The 11,805-nt window shown below is 60.6% G+C and carries 9 protein-coding genes; all 9 read left to right on the plus strand.

The annotated features are described in order from the left end of the window. Window positions 1-3 precede the first annotated feature (3 nt). The 9 genes from CQ020_RS06095 (at window position 4) to CQ020_RS06135 (ending at window position 11,281) form a co-directional block, all read left to right on the plus strand. On the plus strand, window positions 4-1,035 hold the full coding sequence (locus CQ020_RS06095) for a M42 family metallopeptidase (protein WP_105691005.1): 1,032 nt from the start codon (window positions 4-6) through the stop codon (window positions 1,033-1,035). Continuing rightward, on the plus strand, window positions 1,032-2,408 hold the full coding sequence (locus CQ020_RS06100) for a M20/M25/M40 family metallo-hydrolase (protein WP_105691006.1): 1,377 nt from the start codon (window positions 1,032-1,034) through the stop codon (window positions 2,406-2,408). The genes CQ020_RS06095 and CQ020_RS06100 overlap by 4 nt, the downstream gene beginning before the upstream one ends. Before the next feature lie 671 nt (window positions 2,409-3,079). Beyond that, the gene (locus CQ020_RS06105; RefSeq protein WP_181151780.1) at window positions 3,080-4,999 is read left to right on the plus strand and encodes a beta-glucoside-specific PTS transporter subunit IIABC; all 1,920 of its coding nucleotides are present in this window, start codon (window positions 3,080-3,082) and stop codon (window positions 4,997-4,999) included. A 2-nt stretch (window positions 5,000-5,001) separates the two neighbouring features. Further along, window positions 5,002-6,405, plus strand: coding sequence for a glycoside hydrolase family 1 protein (locus CQ020_RS06110; protein WP_105691008.1), 1,404 nt, complete (start codon window positions 5,002-5,004; stop codon window positions 6,403-6,405). Between the two features lie 96 nt (window positions 6,406-6,501). Next, window positions 6,502-7,104, plus strand: coding sequence for a helix-turn-helix domain-containing protein (locus tag CQ020_RS06115; protein WP_105691009.1), 603 nt, complete (start codon window positions 6,502-6,504; stop codon window positions 7,102-7,104). Between the two features lie 31 nt (window positions 7,105-7,135). Further along, window positions 7,136-8,320, plus strand: a complete 1,185-nt coding sequence (locus tag CQ020_RS06120; RefSeq protein ID WP_146116633.1) for an MFS transporter — start codon at window positions 7,136-7,138, stop codon at window positions 8,318-8,320. A 585-nt stretch (window positions 8,321-8,905) separates the two neighbouring features. Beyond that, window positions 8,906-9,160, plus strand: a complete 255-nt coding sequence (locus CQ020_RS06125) for a hypothetical protein (protein ID WP_105691011.1) — start codon at window positions 8,906-8,908, stop codon at window positions 9,158-9,160. A gap of 567 nt (window positions 9,161-9,727) precedes the next feature. Continuing rightward, a complete protein-coding gene (locus tag CQ020_RS06130; RefSeq protein ID WP_146116634.1) occupies window positions 9,728-10,309 on the plus strand; it encodes an SMP-30/gluconolactonase/LRE family protein in 582 nt (193 codons plus the stop codon). 504 nt (window positions 10,310-10,813) lie between these two features. Continuing rightward, window positions 10,814-11,281, plus strand: coding sequence for a helix-turn-helix domain-containing protein (locus CQ020_RS06135; RefSeq protein WP_105691013.1), 468 nt, complete (start codon window positions 10,814-10,816; stop codon window positions 11,279-11,281). The last annotated feature ends 524 nt before the right edge of the window (window positions 11,282-11,805 follow it).

Genomic DNA, 11,805 nt, shown 5'->3' on the forward strand with positions numbered 1-11,805 from the left:
TTCATGTTTGATCTGCTCAAGGAACTAACCGAACTGCCCGGACCGATCGGACGGGAACAAGCCGTGGCAGATTACCTGCGCGACCGCTGGGCTTTGGCAGGGGCGGACGTCACAGTCACCCGCGTAGGGAATGTCGTAGCCGACCTCGGAGGTAAAGGTCCTCGGCTCATGATCCAAGCCCACATGGACGAAATGAGTCTCAGTGTCCGCAGCATTGATTCCAATGGCTTCGTTCGGCTGGCAACAGGAGCCCGTGGAGGAAATCTAGGCATTCTGCCGGAAAGTGTCAATCGTGAAGCCATCATCCTGACCCGGTCCGGACCGGTGAATGGGATCTTCGCTCGTCCAACAGGCCACCTCCGCAGCACCAGTGGGAGCGAGTCCGGAGCGCCTGATTGGGACACGGTCTGGATCGATCTGGGACTCAGCAGTCGGGATCAAGTACAGGCGGCAGGGGTGCATGTAGGTAGCCCTGTCCTATATAAAGCCGAAACCCGTCAATTGGGTCGACACATCGTCGGCAAAGCCTTTGACGATAGGATAGGCCTTGCCGTTATGACATCCTTGGCCGAGAGAATTGACCGGGCCAAGCTCACCCACAACGTCGTCCTCGTCGGAACCATCCAGGAAGAAACAGGTGCCATTGGCGCCTCCTCGTTGCGCGCAGATCTTGGAGAATTCGACGCCGCCATAGCTCTAGAAGTTGGACCCGCAGGAGACACCCCCGGCAGCCCTTCCGGATCAGACACGGTAGCCCTGGGACAAGGAACTTGCATAGTCCACGAAGACGCCGCTGCTCATTACGATCCCGCGCTCACAGATGCCTTGATCAACCTAGCCGAGAAGAACGACATCCCTTTCCAACATGCACTCTTCACAGCGTTTGGTACAGACGGAGTGAACTTGATGATGCAAGGGATTCCTACTGCACTCTTGGCTGTTCCCACCCGCTACACCCACAGCCCTTTCGAAATGGTCACCCAGGACGACATCAACGCCACGCTCCAGCTGCTTGAGGCGTACGTAACCTCATGAACCTCAAGACAACCGAAACCCTCGTATCTGCTGTATCAGAGGGGTTGCCGATGGCTATCGATTTGTTGGCCCAACTCGTGGCCGAACCATCAGTTTCCGGTGGAGCGGAACAGGACAGCACGGCCAGCGAACGAACCGCTCGCATGGTAGAGCAGGCCTTCAGAGATGTAGGCATCAGCAAGATCCGTCTACAGGAAACGCCAGACGGTTCGTACACCGTCATTGGGTGCAACGCCGCTGCCCCAGACGCTCCCACCGTACTTCTGTACAGCCACTACGACATCCAGCCGGTAGGCGACCGCGCGGTCTGGCAGTCAGAACCTTACGTGCTCACAGAGTTAGGTGCGCGACTCTACGGCCGGGGCGCGGCTGACTGCAAGGGCGGCATCGTCACGCACGTGGCCGCGCTTAGCGCGCTTGGACCCACAGACCGGTTGCGCATAGTTGTGGTTTGCGAAGGGTCCGAGGAACGAGGTGGAACTGGACTTATCCAGTACATGCGTAAAAATCCGGAAGAGTTCCGGAGTATTGATGTCGCTCTAATCGCAGACGCCGGAAACTTGTCGGCGGAGCGCCCGGCCCTCACCATTTCCCTCAGAGGGCTACTCGCAACTACGATCGAAATTTCGTCAGGGGAAGCGCCGCTACACTCCGGGCTCTACGGTGGTGCGGCGCCCGACGCTCTAGCTGCACTTATAGCAGTCTTGGCCTCAATGCGCGACGCCTCGGGGGATACAACCATCCACGGATTGCCAAACGATGGACGTTGGAAGTATGCCCCGTATCCAGCGGAAAATTTCATAGAAGACGCCCGGCTCCTACCGGGGATACAACCCGTTGGCACCTCTGACCCGGCCTCCCAGATCTGGGCGAAACCCGCCCTAACCATCATGGGTATCGATGTCCCTAGTCTCGACTCCGCCGCACCTGTCATACAATCTAAAGCGCGAGCCATAGTGAACCTGAGAATCCCTCCGGGCACCGACGCACTGTACGCCTCTCAGGCCCTGGAAGAACACATACACAATCACACCCCTTGGGGACTTGAAGCACGAGTCACCCATTTTTCATGCAGTAGGGGCATCAGCGTCGACACAGAATCTCGTACCTTCAGGGCGTTCGCCAAAGCACTAGAAAACAGCTACGCAAACGAAGTGGACTTCATTGGGGCAGGTGGATCAATCCCGTTCTGCCAAGCGCTTCTCGAAGCGTCCCCTGACTCAGTCATGCTTTTGTACGGCCCTGCCGATCCACTGTCACATATCCATGCGGCCAATGAGAGTGTTGGTGTTAGAGCACTGGAAAGTACGATTTCCGCCGAAGTTCAACTCCTCAAGACCCTCATCCTGGAGACAGCGCCACTAGGAGCCTAGTACCGGCCGCTTGACGGTATTTGGCGCGAAGAAGCTGGTTCGTCGGTTCCTGATGCTACGTGTAAGCCTCTGGTCTGGCCGCTGCACCCGTCAAACCCGTCGTCAACTCCATTCCGCTCACCCGGTAGCGCGTGGTCAAAGGCCCGGTTCCTTCCATTGGAAGGAACCGGGCCTTCTGCATGCGACGGACGTAAGGTGGCGCGGAGATGAATGGCCCCTGCGACACATCGTGCGTCGCTGGGACAGTTGACGTTAAGGATGGAGCGACTGCTTCTTCTACCGACCCATTCGTTCTTATCGAGGTACGACGGCGTAATGGTGTGAAGGCCATGTGCGCGCTAATAGGCGTCGAAGCAATTGAAGCCCAACGCTACTGTCGGACCGGCTCCTCTCGTAAGACGATGGTTTGCCGTTGATCGTGTCCGATGGCGTCCGCTTTCTGCCCTGCCAGGCAGGATTCGGAGGCCGCATCGCCCCACTCCAGCGCCAGGAGCACCTACACCCATCGGTAAAAAGCGATGTGCCATACACGGTTGCCGCTTGTCCCTTCTCACTCTTTACGGATTAGTTCGTGCTGATAACTCTTGCAAAGAGAGCATTCTTAGGGCACTATAGTTCTCATGCGCACGATAGTGCGCATGTTCTTTGTGGCTTACTCAAAGGAGAGGCAAGTGGAAAATAGTAATCTGGACGCGCTGGCTACGCGCGTCATCGATGGTCTGGGGGGTGAGCGAAATATCGCCTCAGTGACGCATTGTGCGACTCGGCTTCGGTTCGAGCTGACCGACCCGGATGCTGCAGACAAGGCTGTCATCGAGAGTGCGCCAGGAGTCATTGCCTTCGTCGTGGCCGGCGGCCAACATCAGGTGGTTGTCGGTAACAACGTCGCACTGGCCTACGCCGAAGTTGCCGGCCGACTCGGACAGAGCACCGCGACGGATGAAGATATTCAGGATTCCAAGAAGAAGGGATCGCTGCTAAACCGCGCCATCGAACTCATAAGCGCCCTGTTCCTACCGATCACGTGGCCACTCGCGGGGACCGCTCTGCTCAAAGCTTTCGTATCACTCTTCGCTCAGCTTGGGTGGCTTGATCCGGAGTCAACCACCTACGTGATCCTTGCAGGGACGGCCGACGCACTCTTCTTCTTCCTTCCCGTGTTGCTGGCCGTCACCGCGGCAAAGCGGTTCCGAACTAACCAGTTCACATCGATCACGCTTGCCGGCATCCTGCTCTACCCCGCCATTGCGGCTCTCGCTGGCCGTGAGGACGTAGATTTCCTGAGCATCCCCGTCACGATGATGAGTTACTCAGGATCGGTGATTCCCATCATTGTGGGCGTATTCCTGCAGGGTCATCTTGAGAGGCTCCTTAACCGGGTGTTGGCTAGCTGGGCACGTAACTTCATGACCCCTCTGCTGACCCTGCTCATTCTTGGGCCGGTGCTGCTACTTACCGTCGGCCCCCTCACAATGACGGTCGCCAACGGCCTTTCAGCCGTGGTGCTGTGGGTATTCGCAAACGTCCCCTGGCTGGGCGGTGCCCTCATCGGCGGTCTGTGGCAGGTGTTCGTCCTGTTCGGCCTGCACTGGGGGATCATCCCGCTGATGATCAACGACATAGGAACGCAAGGTTTCACCATGTTGTCGGCGCCCACGATGCCGGCGGTTCTCGCACAGGCAGCCGCGGCTTTGGCCGTCCTCATGCGCTCCCGCAGCGCCCGTCGCCGCGCGGTTGCCGGTCCCGCCGCCGTCTCAGGTTTCCTCGCCGGCGTAAGCGAGCCCGCCATCTACGGTATCAACCTCCCGCTCAAGCGCCCCTTCTACTTCGGCATCGCCGCCGGTGCCATCGGTGGAATCATCGTCTCGCTCGGCGGATCGGCGGCTACTTCGATGATCTTCCCTTCAATCTTCGCCCTTCCCGCCTTCCTCGAAGTCGGGAACTTCGTCCAGCTCATTGTCGGCACCGCTGTCGCGATCATAATTGCATTCACTTTGACCTTCTTCTTCGCAGACCGTGAAAAGCCAGATACGTCGGCTGAAGGTCCCTCCGATGCCCACGCCGACACCCCCCGTGCCGCCACCGGGACGCCCGTTGGTACCGGCATCGTGCTCGCCGCCCCCGCCACCGGCCACGTCATCGCGCTGCCCGCTGTGCCTGACAAAGCCTTCTCGTCCGGATCGCTCGGCCCCGGGTTCGGCGTCCGGCCGGTGACCGGGGACATTGTCGCGCCAATTGACGGTGAGATTGTCGTCGTGATGCGCACAGGACACGCGTTTGGCATCCGGGATTCTCTTAGCGGCGTGGATGTGCTCGTGCATATCGGGATAAACACCGTGTCGATGAAGGGCGACGGGTTCGCCCCACGAGTCGCCGTTGGCAACACGGTGCGACGCGGAGACCTGCTGGGCACCGTCGACCTCGCGAAAGTCGCCGCCGCCGGACTTGATGCCACAACCATTGTCGTGGCCACTGCCGGACCTGCTGACCGCACTGTCGACTTCACTGCCGTCGGAGACGTGCGGGCTTCGGAGGAAGTGGCCACCTTATCGTACGCATCGGCCCTTGCCGAGAAAGGAAATGCATCGTGAGCATGAAATTCCCCGAGACATTCTTGTGGGGCGGAGCCGCCGCCGCCAACCAGGTCGAAGGCGGTTTTGACGAGGGAGGCAAAGGGCTGTCCATCCAGGATGTCCTCCCGAACGGAGGAGTAAACCCGCCGTCGGACGGCCCTACCCCCGGCAACCTCAAGCAAGTTGGGGTGGACTTCTACCACCGGTACGCCGAAGATATCAAACTCTTCGCCGAGATGGGCTTCAGTGTCTTCCGGTTCTCGATCGCGTGGAGTCGTATCTTCCCCCAAGGTGACGAAGAGACGCCCAATGAGTCTGGTCTTGCATTTTACGACCGGGTGATCGACGAGCTCGAGAAATACGGGATCGAGCCAATGATCACGCTCAGTCACTACGAGACACCGCTGCACCTGGCCAAGACCTATGACGGCTGGGCAAGCCGAGAACTCATCGGGTTCTTTGAACGCTACGCCCGCACCGTCCTGGAACGCTACGGCAGCCGGGTGAAATACTGGCTCACCTTCAACGAGATCAATTCAGTGCTGCACGCCCCGCTGATGTCGGGCGGCATCTGGACACCGCGCAATCAGCTGACCGAACAACAGCTGTATCAAGCCGTACATCACGAACTGGTGGCCTCGGCATCCGTGAAGCGCATCGCGCACGACATCGCGCCCAATGCCCTAATCGGCTGCATGATCCTGTCGATGCCGACATACCCGCTCACCCCCAGCCCCAACGACGCATGGGCAGCCTTCCAAACCGAGCACGGCAACTACGCATTCGGCGACGTGCACTGCCGCGGCGAATACCCTGGCTACTTCCTCCGCATGCTTCGCGACCGCGGCATCGAGCTAGACATCACGGACGAGGACCGCGAAACCCTGCGCAACACCGTCGACTTCGTGTCTTTCAGTTACTACATGAGCGGATGCACCGCCGCCGATGCCGCAAACATGGAACAGGCCGAGGGTAACCTGCTCGGTGGCATCCCCAACCCAACCTTGCCGGCTTCGGAATGGGGTTGGCAGATCGACCCGATCGGCTTGCGCATCGTGCTCAACCAGTATTGGGAGCGGTGGCAGAAGCCTCTGTTCATCGTCGAGAACGGGCTGGGCGCTCGCGACCAACTGGTCGAGGTCGACGGAGTCAAGACAGTACTCGACGACTACCGCATCGCTTACATGAACGACCACCTCGTGCAGGTCCGCGAGGCGATCGAGGACGGCGTCGAAATGCTTGGTTACACGGCTTGGGGTTGCCTGGACCTCGTAAGCTCCTCATCCGCGCAGATGGCCAAGCGTTACGGCATGATCTACGTCGACCGCAACGACGATGGCAGCGGCACGCTCGAGCGGCACCGCAAGAAGTCATTCGGCTGGTACCGTGATCTGATCGCCTCACGAGGAAGCGGGCTGGTGTGACGACGGTGCTCGCTCAACGTCGACTATCGTGGACGGTACCGGCCAACGCCGGTACCGGATCGTGTTGCTCGCGATCACACGAGGAAGGATCTGTCGATGACGGATATGGCCGACGCCACTCGGCTCAGTCAGCCGCTGCTGGAGAAGATCGGTCGCGAGGTACGCGCGCGCCGCAAGGCCTTGCCCCTGACGGTCCAACAGCTGGCAGATGCCGCAGGCCTCAGCCGCCGCATTGTGACGAAGATCGAGTTGGGGCAGGCGAACGCCAGCCTCACAACCATCGATCGGCTCGCAGCGGCGCTGGCTGTCGACTTCTCCACATTGATCCAAGGCAGACTGCCGCAGCCGTCTGTGCAGGTTACCTCGAAAATGACGAACGAGGACGAGTGGGTGTCGGAGTCCGGCGGCAGGCTCGTGTTCCACGCGGCAACCTCGGTGCGCCCGGCGGCAGAGCTGTGGGAGGGGACGCTCGCCGTCGATGCGCGACTACAGGCTCCCGCGGACCCTCCGGGCAGCGAAGTGCTCGTCTTTGTCATCTCGGGTGTGCTGACTCTGTGCGTCGGGACCGAACCTATTGTCGAGGCGAGTTCAGGCGAGTCGGCCCGGCTGCGCACCGATCAGCCACACGAGTACGCCAACAGGGGCAGCGTCCCGGTGCATTTCCTACGGGTCTTCCAGATAGGGCCTGCCGAGAGCTGATCCTCGCGGCAGTGGGAACGGACCCAGCCCGATGACCCGCATTGTCAATGAGCGCTCTTCGGTACTCGCTGCGCCAGGGATGCGACCTCTGCTTGCAACCGTAGTCATGGCGTTCACTGGATTCAGTTTGCTGCTACCTATATCGCCCGCATGGGTAATTGCTGGCGGCGCGACCGAACTGGGGGCGGGCGCCGTGACCGCGCTGCTCATGCTCTTCACGATTATCGCGCAATTGCGAGTAAACCTTGCCCTTGTGCGTTTTGGCTGGGCTCCCGTACTAGCCGCGGGCGTGACGCTACTTGCTCTCCCCGCGCCACTACAGGCACTCACCTCCGATCTCACCCTTGTCCTTGTATCGTCAGCCCTGCGCGGTCTAGGATTCGGAATCCTCACCGTGTGCGGAGCAACCGCGCTCACGTTACTCGTCCCCGAATCCCAGCGCGGTCGCGCGGTGGGCGCCTACGGGCTCGCCGTCGCCCTACCGCAACTCGCCTTTGCATCTTCCGCTCCTATGCTCTCAGAGGTCCTTAGCCCGCCAGCGGTTCTTACTTTCGGCGCCGTCCCCCTGCTCGCGCTCACCTGGATCTTCCCTCTGGGGCGCCGACTCACCGCCCTAGCCGTAAACGCCCACGAACGAGCGGACGCGGCCCCCCGCTCATTCGTGCCGGTGATGGCGCTCGTATGGACCTCGCTTCTCGCTCTCGTGCTAACCACAAGCGTCGGCGGCGCGCTCCTCACATTCTCTGACCAAATCGCGCCGTCTCCAGGATTAGCTACCGCTGCGCTATTGTGCTTCACCGGATTCGCCGCACCCGCGCGATGGGCCGCTGCCGCTCTCAGCGACCGCCCTGGCGCGCGATGGGTAATCCCTGGTCTCGTCCTGACCACGGCCCTCGGCGCCGCCGGAATCATCGCCTCTCTTGTGATCGCAGGCTCCATTATGGGCGTCGTGTGGCTGCTCGCCGGCGCCACACTGCTGGGCCTAGCCTACGGCGGCCTGCAGAGCGCGACAATGGTACGCGCTTTCCGCGACGCTGGCCCCCAGAATGCTGCACGAGCCTCAGTGATGTGGAACGTCACATTCGACCTCGGCACCGGCGCGGGAGCGCTTCTAGTCGGTGCTCTCGCTCAGGGAACATCCTTCGCGGTCGCGTTCGGGGTGGCCAGCGTCGTTGCGATTTTGGGGGCCGCATTTACCCGTGAGCGTACAAAGTAAGACGCCGCCCGGGGCTTTTTGCAAATGAGACCTGCTCTCCCGAGGTCCCTGGACAGTTTCCGGGCTCGACCTCGGCCTTCTTCATCACCCCATTCAGGGTCGTGAAATGGACTCCGAAATCCTTAGCGATTTTGGCCAGCTCCACACCGGCCTCACTATTCAACGCGCCCGGAAAGCTTTCGGGTGCTGGCTTACTCAGAGCCAGACAGCCTTCCCGCCCAGTCCCTTGGACTAGGCACTGCGGAACCTCGTGACCTTGTGGACACTTCTGTAGGAGATGTCGGTGCGCCCGTCGGGGAGTTCGCAGACCCAAAGAGATCAGGTTTCCGACGCGCTGGCCGAATCCGGCCGTTGGAACCAGCTATAGTTTTTTCGCCGATTCGTGTGGTTACGGCCATCGACCACGCCACAAAGTCGCGAGGGTTATGGATGCGCCTCCATCACTCGTAGCCCTGACACGGCCGCGCTGGGCACCGACCAACAAAGAACCCGCCGCGCGCCAAAAGGCCGACCACGGGATCATAAATTGCCCGGGGCAGGAACTGGACCGGGCCGCAGACGTACAACAGATCCAATGTAACGCTCGTGGACACAGCGGACTTCGGCGGCATTACCCGCCTGACCCAAACCGGAATTGTCGTCGGCGAAACCCACTATGAAGTGGACTGCGTCATCATCGCCACCGGTTTCGATGCAGGCGTCTCTGGAGTGCTCTCGGGCACCCTACCCGTGTACGGGTGCAATCAGCGCTCGTTGTTGGAGGCGCGGGCGCAGGACCCGTGCACACTGCGTGCTTTTACAACAATGGGTTCCCGAACCTCTTCCAGCTCGGTGCACTAGAACGCAAACTCCGTCAATTTTCTCCATATCCTCCAGGAACCAGCAGAACATATCGCAACAGTCATCTCCCAAGTACGGACAACCGGCGCCCACGCCGTCGAACCGACCCTTGAATCAGAAGCCGCGTGGGGGGATGACCGTCCTCAAAACAGCATCGGACTCCGGCGCGTTCCAGGCCGAGTGCACCCCGGGATATTACAACGGTGGGGGAACCCGCACGATCACCGGGGCCTCGTTCAGCCCCGGCCCCGTAGCCTTTCACCGTTCCTTCGTCAATGGCGGGAGGGCGATATGAACGATGTGATGGGCCGTGAGAAGCTCGGGGACTCCTCATGAACAACGTTGCGCGGCAAAACAGGACGGCCCTCGTCTGTTTGCAGCAACCCTCGCCTTTGCGTTCACCCTGCCAAGGTGTACGCCGGCTGCACCACCGGACTCGCACCCATCCACGGAGGCACACGAACCATCCGAACAAACAGCCGAAGAGCTACTTCACGTCACGATAGTCTATCCAAGCAGCGGCATGACGCTTCTGGAAGGCCCGACGCTAGGACCGAACGGAGGCCTGTGCGTCGTCGACGTCACCGCCGCGCCGGAGATGCCAAAGTCATGGCGATCGACCTGGTGTCCCGTAGGGCACGAACCATTTCGACGGATGACACGATCGCGTTCACATCGGCCCAATTCAGCCCCATCGATGGTCGGCTGTACCTTCCGAACTTCCATGGTTCCTTGGTGAGTGTTACCGCCGACGGCCACGATCCACAGGTCTTCTTCTCCGGCCCTGTAGCCGGGGCCACCATGAACCCGGACGACATCAGCTTCGACACAGCCGGGAACCTCTACATCACCGACACGACCGGCGCTCAGAACCCTTACTGGAAACCCCAAGGACGCCACGTACGGCTTGAAGGGCACACCGCCGAAGCAACGGGTGCTGGCCTACGGACTGCCTACCCCAACGGACTCGCCTTCACACCCGGGTTCGAGGGCCTCTGGGTCAGCCACAACACGGCCAACCAAATCGGCTACCTCCGGTTGAGCGAGGATGGGCGTGAGGTCATGACTGCCCATCCGGCTATTCACGTGAGTGGCGGCGGGGGCCAAGTTGATTCCTGGCAATCGACGCCGACGGGAACCTGCATGTAGGATTCCATAACAAGGCAGCGGTTTTTGTCGACGATTCAAAGGGCAAGCACATCATGACCGTATCCGTCCCCTCGAAGGGTGCGGCTCGGTCTATACATTGAGCGCTCTCGCCAAGGGAATACGCCAGTCAAACGGAGGTTAGGACGTCGTATCCGTGAAGCCCACGCCAGACATGCGTTGCCTTAGAAGCTGCTAATCGAGCTCTTATGTTCGCCTGAACAGACAGCTGGTGGAAGTCGTCGGCGCCGACCAGAATGCTCTCTTCGAGACAATCAATCGAAAGCTCCGCAGGATTCCAGGAGTGGCGCGCGCGGAAACGTTCACGTACTACGGGATCCGCACCCACCGATTTGGATGGGGAACCAAGTAAGCCCGAGGCCTGCAATGCCGGCTCCTTCCGCCTCCGGGCAGAAGGCGAGTCGCTTCATTTGTCGAGAAGTCCACGCAAGTTGGCGTCACCGACGGACCGGGGTTGGAAGATACAACCTAGGGTAGCCTTGTTTCATGGTCAAAATTCCGGACAACAGCTGTTCAATCGCACGCAGCCTTGGCGTGCTTGGCGGTCGATGGACGTTGCTGATCCTACGCGAGGCAGTCACAGGGGCCAGCCGATTTTCGGAGTTTCGCAGCGGACTCGGAATTGCCGCGGACGTACTGACCGAACGCCTGAACACACTTGTCGAGCATGGTGTGATGCAGAAGGCGCCGTATCAGGAGCCGGGTGAGCGGGCGCGATTTTCGTACGAGCTTACTGATGCCGGCCGGGAGCTCTTGGTGGTCCTGCTCGGCCTGCAGCAGTGGGGTGATAAATACTTACCGTGGCCGGGCGGCCCCACCTTCCTTCGCCAAGTGCAGGGGACCGGTGACTCGGTGCACGTCGGGTTCATCGATGAAAATGGCAACGAGGTCGACGACAGTTCCGTGGCTCTAATACCGACTGCCGCATACCAGGGCCCGAGGTCCCCGGCTTAGCCCGAGTAAATTCACTCCGCACCCATCCTGCGCGGGCTTGCAGCAACTCCGGCACGTCCGGCCGATACCCCTCGCAGCCTTAAATACGCTTCGTAACTATCTCCGCCCGGCACGCATTGTCCTCTGCCGCGTGGTTCTCGGAGTTACCCGCTTGCGCAGCCGGCAACTTCCCCGCAACCGCTTCCAGTGCGCGGTCCAAGCGAAGCTGCGTCCTATCTGTACGGCCGTGCGCGCGGAACCCGTGCATCTTAGCGATACAGGCTTCGTGGATGTCGGATTCCCTGGGCGTGACACGGCCCCTGCGAGGCCCTCTTTGGCGGCGCGGAAGTCGACAACCGGCAGTGTGCGGAAGTGGGTACTGCAAAGGCCGCAGTATCAATAGATCCAGGAAGCTTTGCGGTTGATCCAGACGGAACTTTCAGCTGCCCCCGCCCCTTGGGGGTGCCGGTCATGCCAGGACCCTAGGGGCCTTGGTGAGAGAGTTTCAGGCACTACCTCGACGGTCGCTTCATGGTGAGCCTGCG

This window comes from Arthrobacter sp. MYb23 (assembly GCF_002979775.1).
Taxonomy (GTDB): Bacteria; Actinomycetota; Actinomycetes; order Actinomycetales; family Micrococcaceae; genus Arthrobacter.

What these genes read in the sequence shown, in the direction of transcription:
- CQ020_RS06100 (WP_105691006.1), top strand. Translation starts at nt 1,032, where the DNA reads ATGAACCTCAAGACAACCGAAACCCTCGTATCTGCTGTATCAGAGGGG.
- CQ020_RS06095 (WP_105691005.1), top strand. Translation starts at nt 4, where the DNA reads ATGTTTGATCTGCTCAAGGAACTAACCGAACTGCCCGGACCGATCGGA.
- CQ020_RS06115 (WP_105691009.1), top strand. Translation starts at nt 6,502, where the DNA reads ATGACGGATATGGCCGACGCCACTCGGCTCAGTCAGCCGCTGCTGGAG.
- CQ020_RS06135 (WP_105691013.1), top strand. Translation starts at nt 10,814, where the DNA reads ATGGTCAAAATTCCGGACAACAGCTGTTCAATCGCACGCAGCCTTGGC.
- CQ020_RS06120 (WP_146116633.1), top strand. Translation starts at nt 7,136, where the DNA reads ATGACCCGCATTGTCAATGAGCGCTCTTCGGTACTCGCTGCGCCAGGG.
- CQ020_RS06110 (WP_105691008.1), top strand. Translation starts at nt 5,002, where the DNA reads ATGAAATTCCCCGAGACATTCTTGTGGGGCGGAGCCGCCGCCGCCAAC.